The following is a 17231-nucleotide window of genomic DNA, read 5'->3' on the forward strand; positions in this document are numbered from 1 at the left end:
GCGACGGGCGGCCGCGGTCAGCGCAGCAGCCGCCGCTGGAACGCCGGGTCCGGCAAGGCGCACATGTCCGCCCTGCCGAACAGGCGATAGCGGTTGCGCGCAAAGCGCCGATAAAGCCAGTTGCGCAGCCCGCGCGGCAGGATCCGCAGCGGCGCGGCCAGCCTGCCGGGCCCGCCAAGCCGCCGCCCGGCATAGAGGACCGCATCGCAATCGGCATGGGCGATGCCGTCCTCGATGAAAAGCCAGCTTGCGGGGTCTTCTGCCTCCAGCCCGTAATGGCGCAGGAGCGCCGCGCCAAGCGGGGTCTGGACCGGGCATATCCGCACCCTGCCCGAACGATCGAGCCGGTGGATCATCCGCGCGCCCCAGCTGCAAAGCGCGCATTCCGCATCCATCACGGCCAGGGGCGCGGAATCGTCGAAACGCGGCACCAAGGGATCGTCGCGAAAGGAATAGGGCGCGGTCATGCCGCCAGCATCGGCCAGGGACGGCGGCCGGGCAAGCCTCTTCGTGCCTGCCGGTCGTCCAGCCGCGGAGGGATGCCCAGGGGGCCGGGCCATGGCCCTGCCGGCGGGCATGAAAAAACCCCGCGGTAAAGCGGGGTTCGTTCATCGATGGCGATGGCCTCAGGCGCCGCGGGCGATCCGCTCGATATCGCCGCGGGTCAGGCCGATATCGTTCAGTTCGCGGTCGGTCAGCCGGGCCAGTTCGCGGCGGGTGATGCGGGCGTTGTTCCAGGCGGCGATCATTGCGGTCGCGCGGGCAAAGACCTGGCCCAGGCCACCGGCAGCATGGTTATGGCTCATTTCGACAGCGGACATCTCGGCACCTTTTTCATCTTGCCCATCCAGCGGGCATGTTGCGGACAAGGCGGATATAGGCTGGGCAAATCGCGGAAAGTAGCCGTGATCCCGGCAAAGCCGCTATGCATTCTGCGCCGCAGCATAAGCACCCAGCGCAGGGCCATGACCCCTGCCGAAGGCGCGACCCCGCCGCAGCCCAAGCCGCAACCAGATCGCGGATGGCGCTACTGCGACGCGCCCTTCAGCCTGGCCGCGAAGAACGGCGCCAGCACCGAGATCGCCTCATCGACGTATTCCCGGCCGTCATAGAGATCCATGTGGTTGGCGCCCTCGACCACGTGGAAGGCCTTGTCGGCGCTGGCGGCGCGGTCGAAAAGATCCTCGCTCATCCATTTGCTGCCGGCCTTGCTGCCCGCCACGATCTGCATCGGCTGGGTCAGGTAGATGTCGGTCATGTGATAGGCGTCATAGGTGATGATCTGGTTCAGGCTGCGTAGGGTGGCGAAGCCCGGCGCGGTCGGGCATTGCGCGCGCGGGGTGTGATAGTATTCCCAGGCCTGGCGCAGTTCCTCGTTCGGCGCATCCGCTTCCTTCAGGGGCGCCAGCGGCATCGTGGCGCTGCCGCCCGCGGCGTCCGAGGTCCGGGCGTTCGAGCCCGCCTCGATCAGCGGCAGCGCGTCGCTGGATCGGACGTCGTTGTCCCAGCCGTTGCGGAACATCGCGCCGATATTGACCGCGCCGACCGTGCCGATCGCCTTGATGCGGCGGTCCTGGATCGCGGCATTGGCGGTATAGCCCGCGCCCGCGCAGATCCCCGTCGCGCCGATCCGCGCCCGGTCCACATAGGGCAGAGTCACCAGGTAGTCGATGACGGCGCTGATGTCCTCAGTGCGGATATGCGGGTTTTCCAGCTGGCGCGGGGTGCCGCCGCTTTCGCCCTGGTAACTGGCGTCATAGGCGATGGCGATGAAGCCTTGCTCGGCCAGCCGGGCGGCATAGGTGCCCGCCGCCTGCTCCTTCACCCCGCCGCCGGGATGCGACACGACGATGGCAGGCCATGTCCTGGCCGCGTCGAAGCCTTGGGGAAGGTGGACGACCGCCGCCATGGTGATCGCCGGGTTGTTGCTGTTGGTGAAGCTGATCCTGGTCATTGTCCGGTTCCTTTCGCGGTCGAGATCACCCTCGATTACGGCCTGGCCGATGTGGTGGCGGATCGCTTCGACGCAGGCGTCCGGCTGGGCGGCGAGATCGCCAGGGACATGATCGCGGTGCGGATCGGGCCGGACATTCCCATGGCCATCGTAGGGTCGCCCGACTACTTTCGCCAGCACGCGCCCCCGACCGCTGCGGCGCAGCTGGTGGACCACCGGGCGATCAACCTGCGGCTGCCGACCAGCGGCCCGCTGAACGGCTGGCGGCGGCCGGGAAACCCGCGTCCGGGTCGAGGGCCCGCTGGTCCTGACCAGCATCGACCTGATCCGCGATGCGGCATTGGACGGCCACGGCCTGGCCTATCTGCCGCTGGACCAGTCCGGCAGGATCTGGACGACGGCCGCCTGCGGCGCGTCCTGGCCCGGCTGACGCCCGACCTGCCGGGCTATCACCTGTATTATCCCCACCGCCACCATGCCTCGTCGGCCTTCACCCTGCTGGTCGAAACCCTGCGCTGGCGCGGGTGATGGCGTATCGACGCCCCGAAAGCCGCACGCCGGACGATCCGGGCCCATGCCGTTGCCACAGGCAGCAGGCCCGTCACGGCCCCTGATCCCCGGCCGCTTCGTTTAGCAGGCAATCGGCCACCTCCGGCGAGAAATACCGGCGGCGGCCTTCCAGAAGCAGCGCGTCCGGCGTCGCGGGATCGCGGCCGAAGGGCGCCATTCCATGCCGGGCCAGCACCCTTGCGCAGCCGATCCAGTCGCCCTCCGGCACGGGCCGGTTCAAGGATGCCCAGCCCAGGGTGCCGGACACATCGTCGCCGAACCCCTGCCCGGCCCGCCAGGACGCGCCATGCTGCAGAAGGAATTCGGCAAGGGCGCTATCGCCGCGGAAGACGGCGTGGTTCAGCGCGCTTGCGTTCCAATCCCCGCCGCGCGCCTCGATGGGCCAACCCAGCTCGACCATCAGCCGGACGGCATCGCCGGCGCCCTCGGCCGCCAGATCCGGCAAAAGCCGCAGCCGGGCCGGGTCCAGGCGGGCGACCAGTCCGGGGGCTTGCGACAGCATCCGCCGGGCCTCGGCCGCATCGGCGCTGGTGCAGGCGGCGATGAAGCGCTCTTCGGGCGACAGCGCGTCCGGCCGGCCCAGCAGGGACGCGACCTCGGGCAGGCCATAGCGCAGGGCCAGCGCGGCCGCATCGGTGCCATCCCCGGTCCGCGCGCCGGGATCGACGCCTGCCGCAAGCAGCGCCCGGACATGCGCGGGCGAGCGGCGCCGGCGGATGGCATGGAACAGCAGGGCGCCGCCGCGCAGCTCGGGCGCGGCGGCGGCATGATCCAGCAACAGCCGAAGCCGCGCAATATCGTCGAAATCTAGGCAGCGGAACAGCGCATTGGTGCCGGTGACGACCGCCCCCGCCGCCAGCAGCAGATCGGTGCAGCCGAGACCCTCGAGCGAATGGTAAAGCGACTCGCCGTCATTCGGATCGGCGCCAGCCTCCAGCAGCAGGCGCGCAAGATCGGCGTCGTGATTGCGCCCCACGGAGCCGTAAAGCGCGGAAAGCGGCAGGCCGGCGTCCGGTTCCCGGACCGAGGCGGGCGGCCAGCGGCTGCCGACCCGCTGGTCGGGATCGGCACCGGCGGACAGAAGCAGCCCGACCACAGCGTGGATGCGCGGGCGGAATGCCGGCAGCTGCAACAGCCCCGAATGGGTCGCGGCGACCAGAGGCGGCAAGGACAGCGGCCCCGCCGGCCGATGCACCCAGCCCGCATCGGCAAGGATCGCGCGGCGCACCGCGGCGACATCCCCCGCGGCACAGGCGATGATCGGGAAATCCAGCGGCAGCCGGGGCTGGTCCTGCAGCAGCCGCACCGCCAGTTCCGGGCGCGCATTGCCGGTGCCGCCGGCAATATCCCCGGCATAGGCGAAGCGCGCGAAAGCCTCGGCAAGCGCGCCGAGCTCCAAACCGCGCGGCCACGCCGCCTCGACGAAGGCCTTCAGCGCCGCCCAGGACGCGAAGCCATGTTCCCGCGCGATGCAGGATTGCGCATCATGCAGCCGGCAGCCTGCCGCCGCGACCTGCGCGTCGCCGCGCCCCCTTGCCGCAGGCAAGCCGCGGCGCAGGCGGTCAAGCGCGCCGCCATCGCCCGCGCGGCAAAGCCGCAAAAGCTCCTTAGCCTGCCGTTTCAATTGATCAAGATCGGGTCGTTCGGGAAGAACGCTCATGGAACCCTCGGTGCATCCGATGCCGACGACCCGCAATCCGGCAGCACAAAGGTTCGTTCGACGATCAGGCGTCGGGTCAAGTGGGCTCGGCCCTTTCCGCGGGTCTGGAAGCGGCTTGGACCGCTGGCCGCAGATTAGGTCGCGCAGGCGGGGCTGTCAAACGGCGGGAAATCCGCCGCACCCCCCTGCGACGGCGCGCGGACTGGCATCCCGCGGGAAATCGGGCTAGAGCGGAAGGCGTGCGGCAGGCAGCTTCCGGCCCCTGGACCCAAGGGCAAGGCCACCACCCGGATGCAAGGAAAGGGCGGCGGCCCGATCCGCAAGACTCCCGGAAAAACGGAAGGAGACCCCATGCGACATCCATCCCTGCGACTGGCCACCGCCCTGGCCGCATCGCTGCTTTGCGGCCTTGCCGCCCATGCCGAACAGGCGGCCCCGGCGCCGCAGGCCGATCCGGCCGCGGTCCGGCAGGACGCCCGGATCAGGACCGCCGCCCTGGCGCAAGGGCTTTACGAACTGGTGCATTCGCCCCGCCAAGGTGCGCTGTTCGCGGCCTCGGCCGGCGGCTTCGGCGAGAATGCGGCGCCTTCGCGCATCCTGCGCCTCGACCCCGAGACCCTGGCCGTCCAGGCCGAGATCCCGCTGGACCGGAAGGGCTTCGGCCTTGCCAACGACGACGCGGCCGGTCGGCTTTATGTCGGCGCCGGGCTGGACGCCGCCGTCATCGTCATCGACACGGCCGCGAACAAGGTCGTCGGCACCATCCAGCTTGCCGAGAAGATCAAGGACGAGAAAGGCGAGGACGCCTATCCCCACCATTTCCGCGAACTGGCGCTGGACCCGCAGAACCATCGCCTCTATGCGCCGGGCCTGCACCCCACGGGCTCCAGCCTCTATGTCGTCGATACCGAGGCGATGAAGGTGGAAAAGGTCGTGCCGGGCTTTGGCTACAACGCCACCGGCATCGCCATCGACCCTGCGGCGGGCCGGGTCCATGTCTCGAACCTGCAAGGCCAGCTCTTCGCCGTCGATACCGGGACGCTGGAGATCGTCAGCACGGTCGAGACCGGGGCGGACCAGCTGCTGAACCTTGCGCTCGACGCCGAGGGCGGGCGGCTTTTCGCCACCGACCAGGGCCATCCGCGCGTCACCAAATACCGCGCCGAGGCGCTTCCCGACTACCAGCCCAGGGGCGAGGGCAACCAGGTCTTCGTCTTCAGCACCAGGGACGGCAGCGAGATCAGGCGCATGGCCAGCGGCGAGGGGCCGGTCGCCCTGCGCTTCGACGGCGAGCACCGGCGGCTTTACGTCACCAACCGGGCCGAGGGCAGCATCAGCGTCTTCGACACCGACAGCTATGACCTGCTGGAAAAGCTGGAGACGGGCGCACATCCGAACAGCCTGGCCTTCGACGCCGGGCAGAACGCGCTGTTCGCGACGGTGAAATCCGCCGAGGGCGCACCCAAGAACAGCGACGAGAGCGTGGCGCGCATCGACCTGTGACCGCCCGCGCAAGGGCATCGGGGGCCGGATCATCCCGGCCCCTTTCCATTGGGCTTGGCCGGCACGAGATCCTGGAACCTTGCGCGCAGGGTCAGCCTGCGCAGACCCCGCCGTCCCGAAGAACGCCTCGCGCGATGCGCGTCAGGCCGGCGGAGCCCGCAAGATCGCCAGGGCATTTTCCGACGGAAACCTTCGAAATCGACGCCAAAGAACCACAGTCCGGGAAAGGATGGGGCGCAGGATCGCCCCACCGTTCAGCGGGGATCGGCGTCGATGGCCGCCAGCACCGCATCCGCGCTTTTGCTGTTCACGGCCAGGCGCACATCGTAAAGGATCGCCAGCCGCAGCAGCGATTTCACGTCCACGTCATGGGGCAAGGCGGACAGCGGGTCGATGAAGAAGATCAGGTTCTTCAGCCGCCCTTCGGAAATCATCGCCCCCAGTTGCGCGTCGCCCCCCAGCGGGCCGCTGAGAAGCCGGGCCACATCAAGCCCCGTCGCCGCATGGATCCGCGCTCCGGTGGTGCCGGTGGCGACCAGCGACAGCGGCCGCAGCCGGTCGATCCGCTCTTCGACCCAGGCAATCAGGTCGTCCTTCTTGCCGTCATGCGCGACAAGGGCCAGGTCGGCGTGAATATCCATGCAGGCTCCGCAAGATAGCTGTTGTTAGCGCAATCATATTGGTTTGCCCGCCGCAAGTCGAGTTAATGATGGCAAGCACTTTCAGGGGCGAGCGGTGATGCAGATCTTTCTCGGCGACAGCCATGCCTATCCGGGATGCCGCGCGACATTGCCGGGCGATCTGCCCGCGGCCGGGACCGATGTCGTCATATGCCTTGCCGACGGGATCGAGGTGCCGGGCCGCCTGTCGCCTTGCCCCGAAGGGTTCCGGCTGGAAATCGCCAGCCATCGCACCGCGGCAGGAACCTCCATCGCGCGCAAGTCCTGGCTGCTGGGGCGGGACGATGCCGGCTGGAAGATCAAGGCAAGGCTCGCGGACCCCGCATGATCGCCGCGCCGGCGCAGGGATGCAGGGATGCAGGGATGCAGGGATGCAGGGATGCAGGGATGCAGGGATGCAGGGATGCAGGGATGCAGGGATGCAGGGATGCAGGGATGCAGGATCGGCGTGACGCCGATCGCCGTCCAGCCCGGCCGGCAGCGACCGGGGGTAGTGGAGAGCCGCGGGCGATAAGGCCCGCACCGAGGCCACCATCGCCGAAATCGCCCCGAAAATCGTGGCGCGGGCCGGGCCGCGTTGCGTGCTGGACGCGAGCTCGGCACGCTGGATCAACGGGTCGCGCTGAAAACCCCCGCCGCGGCGTCCGGCATCTGCCGGCCCGGCTCGTCCCGGCGGCGGAGAGCTTGTCGAAGGCCGGGCAAGCCGATCCGTGCCCGGCGGTGGCGAGACCCGCCTGGACAGGACGCCCGGAAAAGACCCTTCCCGGCCCGGCCCTTTCACCCTCGGCTGCGGCGGACCGGATGTCCTGCCGGCGCCGTCACCAGCCGCCCCTTGCGCCGGCAAGGGAGGGGCGGCTGGTCGTCTCTTGCTGAATGAGGCGCTCAGCTCAGGTGCTTGCCCTTGGTTTCCGGCGCCCACATGATCGACAGGACCAGGCCCAGCAACGGGAAGCCCGCCATCATCGTCAGCGTGGCCGAGAAGCCGAAGGTCTGCATCAGCCAGGGCAGCAGGAAGGTCACGCCCGCCGCGGAAATGCGCGAGAAGGCGGCCGAGAAGCCGACGCCGGTGGCCCGGACATGGGTGTCGAAGATCTCGGGCGGATAGACATACTGGATGTCGTTGGCGGCCGGGGCCACGAACATGTAGATGCCGAACAGGCCCAGCACGATCCAGGCGGGCGCTTGCGGGAACAGGCCCAGGCCCAGCAGCGTCAGCAGGATGATGGCAAACGTCCAGATGACGAAGCCGCGCCGGCTCATCCAGTGCAGCAGAAGGATGCCGGCGAACGCGCCCGCGATCTGGATGGCGTTCAGCCACATGTCGACCGAGCCCGATTCCTCGACGCCCAGGGATTGCAGCACCGGCATCATGAAGGTGAAGATGCCGAAGAACGGGCCGACCTGGCAGAACCAGAAAAGGCCCGAATAAAGCGACTGCCGCCAGGTCCGGGCGGTGAACAGCTCGCGCGGCGAGGCATGTTCCGCGCCCAGCTCGATTTCGGGGATGTAGAACTCCTTGCCGAAATGGCGGTCGACGACAGCGCGCGCCTCGGCCTTGCGGCCCCTGGCTTGCAGCCACATCGGGGTTTCCGGCAGGGTCATCCGCAAGACGAAGGTGATGATCGCCGGCACGGCACTGGTCGCCAGCAGCATGCGCCAGTTGTCGCCCTGGTAAAGCGCGCCCACGATGAAGGCGAGCGTGAAGCCCACCTGCCAGCCGATCGAGAAGCTGCCCAGCAGCATCCCCCGCCCCCTGCGGCGCGAGAACTCGGCCAGCACCGACGAGCCGACCGCATATTCGACGCCGACGGCTAGGCCCAGCGCCAGCCGCAGCGCCACCAGTTGCCAGACGTCCTGGACGAACAGTTGCATCAGCGACAGCAGGATGAAGGCGGCAAGGTTCCAGCCGAACACCGGCCGGCGGCCGAAGCGGTCGGCCAGGTTGCCAAAGAACAGCCCGCCCACGAAGATGCCGATCAGCGCGCTCGATGCGATCAGGCCCTGGGCCAGCGCGGAAAGCTGCATCTCGTTTCCGGCCAGCGACAGGGCCGGGCCGACGATGCCCAGGACATAGCCGTCCAGCACCGCGCCGCCCAGAACGGCGGCGGCGGCCAGGACGTGAATGGTTTTCAGCGGCGCCTCGTCGACAGGCAGGCGCCCCTGGGCGTCCCGCACCGCCGGCCCGCCCGACAGTATTGCAATGGCCATCTATCCTCCTCGTTCCGTTCAAGCCCGAGGCTTCCGCTGAAGAGCGGCGGAACCTCGCAAATCCGCATGATCCATGGCTTGCCCACGATGTGGCTCCTCCGCAGGCCATGAAGGCGGTGGCTGGCGCATGGCTTGCCGGCGAATGCCTGGCACCTGGCCGCCAAGGCTATCCCGGCGCCGCTTTCGACGCGCGTCGCCGGCTGCATCCCCATGGCGCACAGGCCGCCCAGCCAGGGTTTTTTCAGCGGATCGGGCGCGAAACCCGCAAGCAATCCCGCTCAAATTTGCCGCGGTTCTTTCGCATCCGTTCTGTCGGATTTGCGCGGTTCGGCGGCAAGCCCCCTATCAGCCAGCATCGTGTCGCCGTCATGCCGGGCCAGAATTGCGAAGATGCGCTCCTCGACCTCGCCACTGGCCAAGCGCAAAGGAATGCCGAAGAAATCCAGCGCCGCCACGTCCTCGGCGAGTCCCGCAAGGATAACGCATCCATCCAGCGGCTGGCGAAGAAGCTGGCCCGCCCAGGCGCCGCGCTCCACTTCCGCCATGAGGCGGGGTCCGACCGGCTAGGCCGCGAACGCCTGATCGAGACGCTCGGCAGCTGCGCAATTATCGCCCCGTCGCCGATCCCCGCCGCCCCGGCGATTGCAGGAAGACCAACCGCCGGCAGCCGAGCGCTTGGCACGGCTGCCGGCGGGCGGGGAAACTCACGCAGATGCGGAGGTGGGCGCTGGCCCATGAGGCCGGCTGACCCGGTTCGGAGACCCCGCAATGGGGCGGAATGGAACAGGGCAATGCGGCTGTATTCCTTCGAAAGCAATGCATTGCGTGCGGACAAGGGGATACGCCTTCCCCGCTGCAAATACCTACACGATCGCCCCGGACAGCTCGACCGCAATCGCTGTGCTGCTACGCATAATCAGTTCCAATTCAATCTTGCTATGAACCATGTAATTGGGGTCGGGCGCGCCAATCATCGCAAGAATCTCTCGCCCTGCCGTGGCCCCCAGTTTCTGCGCGGGGATGCGCACTGTGGTGAGCGCCGGTTCCATCTGCGCCGAGCCGGCAAAGTCGCCGATGCCGATCACCGACAAGGTGGTGGGAATGGCGATCCCCAGCCGCGCCGCCGCATAGATCGCCCCCTGCGCGATCACGTCATTGGCGCAAAGCAAGGCGCTCGGCCGGTCCTGTCCCGCCAGTAATTCCAGGCAAGCGGCCTTGGCCTGGGCGATGCTGTAGGGCACCTCGACCTGCCAGCGATCCTGCAACACGATGCCGGCATCGCGGAAAACAGCCGTCGCCGCCGTCTTGCGGTCACGTGCCCGGTCGTTGTCGAAGGTGGTGGGAAAGACCATGCCGATGCGGCGATGCCCCAGTGCGATCAGATGTTCGGCTGCCATCCGCCCCGCCTCGCGGTTGTCCACCCCGATGCAGGGCAGCGCCGAATCCGGCAGGTAGTTCCAGAGCGCCAGCAATGGCACGCGCTGTTCGGCGATCAGACGGAAGGTGCCGGCGCTGTGATCCAGCCCGACCACCGCCAGCGCATCGACGCGATGCTCCAGCAATTTGCGAACCAGCCGATATTCGGTCTCCAGATCGTAGCCATGCGAGGCCAGGAGCAGGGTGAAGCCCTGCTCGCTGACCGTGTCGTTAAAAGCCTGGACCACCTCGGCGAAGATGGTGTTGGCGACGGTCGGCACCACCAGACCGATGGTGGCGCTGCGCTTGCCATGCATGGCCTGCGCGGCGCGGTTGCGGATATAGCCGGATTTCTCGATCGCCAGTTCGACCTTCTTGCGCGTCGCCGGATGCACCAGATCCGGGTGATTCATCACCCGCGACACCGTCGCCGGTGAAACGCCTGCAAGATTGGCTACGAAAACAATATCTGGCTTAATCATCAGATTTTTCACATATATTTTTGCGAATCATAAAATTTAATGAAAACAGTTGCAAGACTGTTTTCATGGCCTAGGGTCGAAAACCACGGCAAGAGGAGGCCGTGCCAGACCAACATTGCAGACAGGGCGAGCCCCGGTTTTTCCGGGCTGCTGACCTATTCACCTTCCCGGCGGGCGGACTGCCGGGAGCAGGAGCAAATGACAGGTATGAACATCTCGAACGATATTCTTTCGGTCGACGCGGCGATGGTGCGGGCGCGCAGCGCCCAGGCCGGATACGAGGCGGGGGGCAGCCAGAGCCGCTATGACCGGGCTGCCCTTGCCGTCGGCTGGGCCATCATGCAGCCCGAACGCAACCGGCAACTGGCGGAACTGGCGGTCCGCAGCACCGGGCTGGGCAATGTCGCCGACAAGATCGTCAAGAACCATCGCAAGACGCTGGGTCTTTTGCGCGACATCCGTGGCGTGGCCACGCATGGCATCCTGTCCGACGACCCCGAAACCGGCATCGCCGAGATCGCGCGGCCCATCGGCGTGATCGGCGCGGTGGTGCCCTCGACCAACCCGGCCGCGACGCCGGCGAACAACATCATCAACGCGCTGAAATGCGGCAATGCCATCGTTCTGTCGCCCTCGCCCAAGGGGGTGGCCTGTTGCGAGATGCTGCTGGGGTTCATCCATGCCGAGTTCGACCGCATCGGCGAGGACCGCGACCTGGTGCAGGTGCTTCCAGGGCAAGGCAGCAAGGCCAAGACCCAGCGCCTGCTGGAGACCGCCGACCTGGTGGTCGTGACCGGCAGCCAGGACAATGTGCGGCGCGCCTATGAAAGCGGCACCCCCGCCATCGGCGTCGGCGCCGGCAATGTGGCGGTGATCGTGGACGAGACCGCCGACCTGGCCGATGCGGCGGGCAAGATCGCCGCCTCCAAGACCTTCGACAATGCGACATCCTGTTCGTCCGAAAATGCGCTGATCGTGGTGGATGCGGTCTATGACGCCTTCGCCGCTGCACTTGCGGCCGAAGGGGGCGCGGTCCTGCCGCCATCCGAAGCGCCGGGTATCGTGGCCCGGCTCTGGCAGGACGGGCATATGAACCGCGAGATCATCGCCAAGGATGCCGAGGTGATGATCGACCGGCTGGGGCTGGCCGGCAGGGTGCCGTCCGGCACCCGGCTGATCGCGGTCGAGACCGAGGGCATCGGTCCCGACCATCCGCTGTCGGGCGAAAAGCTCAGCCGCATCGCCGCGCTTTACCGCGCGCGGGATTTCGAGCACGCGGCGGAACTGGCGCGCCGCATCCTGAGCCATCAGGGCGCCGGCCATTCGGTCGGGCTGCATTCGCGCGACGCCGATCGCCCGCTGGCGCTTGGCCGCGACCTGCCGGTCTGCCGGGTCATCGTCAACCAGGCGCATTGCTTCGCGACCGGCGGAGCCTTCGACAACGGCCTGCCCTTTTCGCTGTCGATGGGTTGCGGCAGCTGGGGCGGCAACTCCATCGACGCCAATTTGAACTGGCGCCATTTCATGCAGCGCACCCGCGTCGTGCGGCCAATTCCCCCGCGCGAGCCGGCGCTTGACGAGATCTTCGGCAGCTATTGGCAGGAGGCGGGGAAATGAGGCTGGATCCGCTGAACCCGCCGCAGGGCACCACCCGCGACTGGCTGGACCATCGTGCCGCCGACCAGGGCCGGACGATCAGCCATGTCTTTCCCGAGGACGGCTCGGTCCTGACCTGGCGCGAATTGCGCGACGAGGCCGCCCGCATCGCCGGGCATCTGGCCGGGCTGGGCCTGGAGCGCGGCGAAAGCGTCGCGCTGATGATGCCCAATGGCCGCAATGCGGTGCTGGGCCTTTACGGCGCGCTTTACGGCGGCTTTCGGGCCACCATGATCAACCTGATCGCCGGCGCCGATGCCATCGGCTATGTGCTGTCGCATTCCGGCGCCCGCGCCCTGCTGGTCGATCCCGGCCAGCGCGCGCTGCTGGAGGCGGCGCTCGCCGCCCATCCTGCCGCGCCTGTGGTGATCGAGGCGGGTGCCGGCTTCGACTGGCCCGCCGGCTGCGCGCCGGCCGAGCCGCATCCGCATGGCGCCGCGGACGATGCGCTGCTGATGTATACCTCGGGCACCACCGGCCGGCCCAAGGGCGTGGTGCACAGCCATGCCAGCCTGCTGGCCGGCGGCTGGACCACGGCGTTGGCACATGAGCTGCGGCCCGAGGACCGGGCCTTGTGCGTGCTGCCCATCTATCACATCAACGGGCTTTGCGTGACCATCCTTGGCCCGCTGCTCTCGGGCGGCTCGGTGGTGGTCTGCGACCGCTTTTCGGCCAGCCGGTTCTGGGGCCTGTGCGACCGGCACGAGGCCAGCTGGTTCTCGGTCGTGCCGACGATCATCTCGCATCTGCTGCATGGCGAGGGCGAGCCGTCGCCGGCTGCCCGAGCGCGGCTGCGCTTCGGCCGCTCGGCCTCGGCGGCTCTGGCGCCTGAGGTGCAGTCGAGCTTCGAGCGCCGCTTCGGCATTCCCATCATCGAGACCATGGGCCTGACCGAGACGGCGGCCCAGATCCTGTCGAACCCGCTGCCGCCGGGCCTGCGCAAGATCGGCTCGCCCGGCCGGGCGGTGGGCAACCAGGTGGCGATCCTGTCGCCCGACCTGCGCCCGCTGCCGCCGGGCATCGAGGGCGAGATCGCCGTGCGCGGCGCCAATGTCATGCGCGGCTATCTGGGCGACCCGGCCGCGACCGCCGCCGCGCTGACCCCGGACGGCTGGCTGCGCACCGGCGACCTGGGCCAGATGGACGAGGAAGGCTACGTCTTCGTCACCGGCCGCCTGAAGGAGCTGATCATCAAGGGCGGCGAGAATATCGCCCCGCGCGAGATCGACGAGGCACTCTATACCCATCCCGACGTGATCGAGGCCGCGGCCTTCGCCCGCCAATGCGCCCGCTACGGCGAGCGGGTCGAGGCGGCCGTCACCCTGCGCCCCGGCTCGCCGCTTGGCGCGCCCGAGCTGATCTCGATCTGCGAGGAGCGGCTGGGGAAGTTCAAGTCGCCCGAGGTGATCCACCTGATGGCCGAGCTACCCAAGGGCCCCTCGGGCAAGATCCAGCGCCTGAAGCTGGCGCAACTGACACAATAGCGCCCGAGGGGCAGGAAGGAGGCGTCGTTTCCCAAGAACACGGCCCGCCGCCAGGAGCCCGAAGACCCGCCGGAGGAGGGCGGAGCTTCAACAGAGGACCGCGCAACGGGCCGCAAACGGACGTGCCAACACATCCAGCATAATCCAGGGAGGAGACATGCTAAGGCTTACCCGATTCAGGACGACGGACCGCGTTCTGTTCGTCATCTGCCTGATGTATCTGGTCACCTATATCGACCGGGTGAACATCAGCACCGCCGCCCCCGCCATGCAGGCCGAGCTGGGCCTGTCGAATTTCGAGTTGGGGCTGGCGTTTTCCGCTTTCGCCTATCCCTATGCGCTGTTCCAGATCCTCGGCGGCCGGCTGGGCGACCGGCTGGGACCGCACAAGACCCTGATCATCTGCGGCACCGTCTGGTCGGCCGCAACCGTGATGATCGGCTTCGTCGAGGGCGCGGTCTCGCTCATCATCGCGCGCGTGCTTCTGGGCATGGGCGAAGGCTCGGCCTTCCCGACCGCCACGCGGGCGCTGTCGAACTGGATGCCGGCCGAGAAGCGCGGCTTCGCGCAGGGCATCACCCATGCCTTCGCCCGTTTCGGCAATGCGCTGACCCCGCCGCTGATCGCCTTCCTGGTCATCGCGCTGTCCTGGCGGCATGCCTTCGTCATCGTCGGCCTGATCAGCTTCCTGTGGGTGGCGCTGTGGTGGTGGTATTTCCGCGACGATCCCCGCAGCCACAAGGGCATCACGCCCGAGGAACTGGAGGCCCTGCCGGACCAGAGGATCGTGGGCGAGCGCAAGACCCTGCCCTGGGGCCGGCTGCTCAAGCGGATGCTGCCGGTGACGATCACCGATTTCTGCTATGGCTGGACGCTGTGGCTGTTCCTGAACTGGATCCCGTCCTATTTCCTGCACCAGCACGAACTGGACCTGAAGAAATCCGCCATCTTCGCGGCCGGCGTCTTCCTGGCCGGGGTCGTGGGCGACCTGGCGGGCGGCTGGCTCAGCGACGGCATCCTGCGCCGCACCGGCAATGTCGCCCTGGCGCGGATCAGCGTGATCATCCTGGGCTTCCTGGGCGCCTTCGCCTGCATGTTGCCGGTGATGTTCTCGACCGATCTGGTGACGGTGGCGATCAGCCTCAGCGCGGCCTTCTTCTTCGCCGAGCTGATCGTGGCGCCGATCTGGGCCACGCCGATGGATATCGCGCCGCAATACTCCGGTACTGCCAGCGGTTTCATGAACTTCGGCTTTGGCCTGGCCGGGATGATCTCGCCTATCGTCTTCGGGCTGATCATCGACCTGACCGGACGCTGGGATCTGCCCTTTGCCGCCTCGCTGGTCTTGCTTCTGCTGGGCGCGGGCATGGCACTGTTCATCCGGCCTGACCGTCCGTTTCTCGACGATCCAGCGAACGAGGACGCGAACGAAGACAAGGATCTGGACTGCGATCCACAGATCGCCGGCGCAGTATCGAAATGAAGAAGGGACCTGCCCTGCCGGGCAGGTCCGATCCCCCCGCCACGCCAAACCAAGCCAAGCCAAGCCAAGCCAAATGGCATGCGAAGGATCACCCGGAGCAGTTCGATCGATGCCAGGGCCGATGCGAAATGTCTTTCCTTGGGATCGGCATGTTCCCGGTCTGGGCCGACAGCGAATTATGCGCGCCGCCATTGGATAATATACTGAAAATGCAAGGACAATAAAATGAGAATGACCACTGAGGAGTCTTTTGTGAAAGTTCTCCAGCTTCACGGGATCGAGCATGCGTTCGGGATCATCGGCTCTGCGATGATGCCTGTGTCGGACCTGTTTCCCAGGGCTGGGATCACGTTCTGGGACTGCGCGCACGAGACGAATGCCGGGATGATGGCGGACGGGTTCACCCGCTCGACCGGCCGGATGTCGATGGCGATCGCGCAGAACGGCCCCGGCGTGACCGGCTTCGTCACGCCGGTCAAGACCGCCTACTGGAACCACACCCCGCTGCTCTTGGTCACGCCGCAGGCGGCGAACCGCACCATCGGCCAGGGCGGCTTCCAGGAGATGGAGCAGATGCGCATCTTCGCCGATTGCGTCTGCTACCAGGAAGAGGTGCGCGACGCCTCGCGCATCCCCGAGGTCTTGAACCGGGTGATCATGCAGGCCTGGCGCAACTCGGCCCCGGCGCAGATCAACATCCCGCGCGACTTCTGGACCCAGGTCATCGACGTGGAGCTGCCGCAGGTGGTCGCCTTCGAGCGGCCCGCGGGCGGCGAGCAGGCGGTGGCCGAGGCGGCAAAGCTGCTGTCCGCGGCCGAGTTCCCGGTGATCCTGTCGGGCGCCGGCGTGGTGCTGTCGGGCGCGATCCCGGAGCTGGCCAGGCTGGCCGAGCGGCTGGATGCGCCGGTCTGCTCGAACTACCAGCACAACGACAGCTTCCCCGGCTCGCACCCGCTGGCCATGGGCCCCTTGGGCTACAACGGCTCGAAGGCGGCGATGGAGATCATCGCCAGGGCCGACGTGGTGCTGGCGCTGGGCACGCGCTTGAACCCGTTCTCGACCCTGCCGGGCTATGGCATCGACTACTGGCCGAAGGACGCCAGGATCATCCAGGTCGACATCAACGCCGACCGCATCGGGCTGACCAAGAAGGTCACGGTCGGCATCCAGGGCGACGCGGCCAAGGTGGCGCGCGGCATCCTGGCGCAGCTTGCCCCCACCGCCGGCGATGCCGGCCGGGCGGAACGCAAGGCGCTGGTGGCGCAGACCAGGTCCCGCTGGGCGCAGGAACTGTCGAGCCTGGACCACGAGGAGGACGATCCCGGCACCGAATGGAACGAGGACGCGCGCAGGCGCGACGCCGGGCTGATGAGCCCGCGCCAGGCCTGGCGGGCGATCATGCAGGCGGTGCCGAAGGAGGCGATCGTCAGCTCGGACATCGGCAACAACTGCGCCATCGGCAATGCCTACCCGAGCTTCGAGGCCGGGCGGAAATACCTGGCGCCGGGGCTGTTCGGGCCCTGCGGCTACGGCTTCCCGGCGATCCTGGGCGCCAAGATCGGCAATCCCTCGACGCCGGTGATCGGCTTTGCCGGCGACGGCGCCTTCGGCATCTCGATGAACGAGATGACCGCCTGCGGCCGCGAGGACTGGCCGGCGATCACCATGGTGATCTTCCGCAACTACCAGTGGGGGGCGGAAAAGCGCAACACCACGCTGTGGTACGACAACAACTTCGTCGGCACCGAGCTGGACCGCGACACCTCCTATGCGAAGATCGCCCAGGCCTGCGGGCTCGTCGGCGTGCAGGTGAAGAGCCAGGAGGAACTGACCGCGGCGCTGCACGATGCGGTCGAGCGGCAGATGAAGAACCGCGAGACCACCTTCATCGAGGTGCTGCTGAACCAGGAACTGGGCGAGCCCTTCCGCCGCGACGCGATGAAGAAGCCGGTGGTGGTCGCCGGCATCGACCCGGCCGACATGCGCCCCCAGCAGGGCGCGGCCTGAGGCGGGACGGCGGCGGAAGGCCGGGGCGTCCCCTGCCTTTCTCCGTTCCCAAATACCCCGGGGGGCGCTTGCGCGGCCCCATCGAGGGGCCGCGCAAGCGCGAGGGGGGCAGGGCCCCCCTCGGCGCC

Annotated in this window: 15 protein-coding genes; 7 read left to right on the forward strand and 8 right to left on the reverse strand. The window is 67.9% G+C overall.

Annotated elements, in window-relative coordinates:
* Positions 1-17: 17 nt before the first annotated feature.
* The 3 genes from IT40_RS18225 to IT40_RS18235 form a co-directional block, all read right to left on the reverse strand.
* Positions 18-467, reverse strand: coding sequence for a thiol-disulfide oxidoreductase DCC family protein (locus IT40_RS18225; protein ID WP_036758128.1), 450 nt, complete (start codon positions 465-467; stop codon positions 18-20).
* 159 nt (positions 468-626) lie between these two features.
* On the reverse strand, positions 627-821 hold the full coding sequence (locus tag IT40_RS18230) for a DUF1127 domain-containing protein (protein ID WP_036758130.1): 195 nt from the start codon (positions 819-821) through the stop codon (positions 627-629).
* A 206-nt stretch (positions 822-1027) separates the two neighbouring features.
* Positions 1028-1954 carry an alpha/beta hydrolase gene (locus tag IT40_RS18235; protein ID WP_036758131.1) on the reverse strand — a complete coding sequence of 309 codons (927 nt, stop codon included), beginning with the start codon at positions 1952-1954 and terminating at the stop codon, positions 1028-1030.
* A gap of 54 nt (positions 1955-2008) precedes the next feature.
* Here IT40_RS18235 and IT40_RS18240 point away from each other — a divergent pair, with 54 nt between their 5' ends.
* A complete protein-coding gene (locus tag IT40_RS18240; RefSeq protein ID WP_208021313.1) occupies positions 2009-2482 on the forward strand; it encodes a type 2 periplasmic-binding domain-containing protein in 474 nt (157 codons plus the stop codon).
* A gap of 73 nt (positions 2483-2555) precedes the next feature.
* Here IT40_RS18240 and IT40_RS18245 read toward each other — a convergent pair whose 3' ends face one another.
* Positions 2556-4184 (reverse strand): ankyrin repeat domain-containing protein, encoded by a 1629-nt coding sequence (locus tag IT40_RS18245; protein WP_036758133.1) that lies wholly within the window; start codon positions 4182-4184, stop codon positions 2556-2558.
* Positions 4185-4535: 351 nt separating this feature from the next.
* On the opposite strand from IT40_RS18245, the gene IT40_RS18250 reads away from it, so the two are divergent.
* Positions 4536-5687, forward strand: a complete 1152-nt coding sequence (locus tag IT40_RS18250) for a YncE family protein (protein ID WP_036758134.1) — start codon at positions 4536-4538, stop codon at positions 5685-5687.
* Positions 5688-5941: 254 nt separating this feature from the next.
* Here the strand turns inward: IT40_RS18250 and IT40_RS18255 are convergent, their stop codons facing one another.
* On the reverse strand, positions 5942-6328 hold the full coding sequence (locus IT40_RS18255; RefSeq protein WP_036758136.1) for a methylglyoxal synthase: 387 nt from the start codon (positions 6326-6328) through the stop codon (positions 5942-5944).
* A 97-nt stretch (positions 6329-6425) separates the two neighbouring features.
* Here IT40_RS18255 and IT40_RS18260 point away from each other — a divergent pair, with 97 nt between their 5' ends.
* Complete coding sequence (locus IT40_RS18260) at positions 6426-6695, forward strand: hypothetical protein (RefSeq protein ID WP_036758138.1); 270 nt, start codon at positions 6426-6428, stop codon at positions 6693-6695.
* Between the two features lie 554 nt (positions 6696-7249).
* On the opposite strand, the gene IT40_RS18265 is transcribed toward IT40_RS18260, so the two are convergent.
* From IT40_RS18265 to IT40_RS18275, 3 genes are all read right to left on the reverse strand, one after another.
* Complete coding sequence (locus tag IT40_RS18265) at positions 7250-8575, reverse strand: MFS transporter (protein WP_036758140.1); 1326 nt, start codon at positions 8573-8575, stop codon at positions 7250-7252.
* Between the two features lie 278 nt (positions 8576-8853).
* Complete coding sequence (locus IT40_RS18270) at positions 8854-9120, reverse strand: hypothetical protein (protein ID WP_036758141.1); 267 nt, start codon at positions 9118-9120, stop codon at positions 8854-8856.
* A gap of 318 nt (positions 9121-9438) precedes the next feature.
* The gene (locus IT40_RS18275; protein WP_036758153.1) at positions 9439-10473 is read right to left on the reverse strand and encodes a LacI family DNA-binding transcriptional regulator; all 1035 of its coding nucleotides are present in this window, start codon (positions 10471-10473) and stop codon (positions 9439-9441) included.
* 207 nt (positions 10474-10680) lie between these two features.
* Here IT40_RS18275 and sauS point away from each other — a divergent pair, with 207 nt between their 5' ends.
* From sauS to xsc, 4 genes are all read left to right on the forward strand, one after another.
* On the forward strand, positions 10681-12090 hold the full coding sequence (sauS, locus tag IT40_RS18280; RefSeq protein ID WP_036758142.1) for an acylating sulfoacetaldehyde dehydrogenase: 1410 nt from the start codon (positions 10681-10683) through the stop codon (positions 12088-12090).
* Positions 12087-13613 (forward strand): AMP-binding protein, encoded by a 1527-nt coding sequence (locus IT40_RS18285; protein ID WP_036758143.1) that lies wholly within the window; start codon positions 12087-12089, stop codon positions 13611-13613. The genes sauS and IT40_RS18285 overlap by 4 nt, the downstream gene beginning before the upstream one ends.
* Positions 13614-13770: 157 nt before the next feature.
* A complete protein-coding gene (locus IT40_RS18290) occupies positions 13771-15096 on the forward strand; it encodes an MFS transporter (protein ID WP_036758144.1) in 1326 nt (441 codons plus the stop codon).
* Positions 15097-15321: 225 nt separating this feature from the next.
* A complete protein-coding gene (gene xsc, locus IT40_RS18295; protein ID WP_036758145.1) occupies positions 15322-17103 on the forward strand; it encodes a sulfoacetaldehyde acetyltransferase in 1782 nt (593 codons plus the stop codon).
* The last annotated feature ends 128 nt before the right edge of the window (positions 17104-17231 follow it).

The sequence above is a fragment of the Paracoccus versutus genome (assembly GCF_000763885.1).
Lineage (GTDB): Bacteria > Pseudomonadota > Alphaproteobacteria > Rhodobacterales > Rhodobacteraceae > Paracoccus > Paracoccus versutus.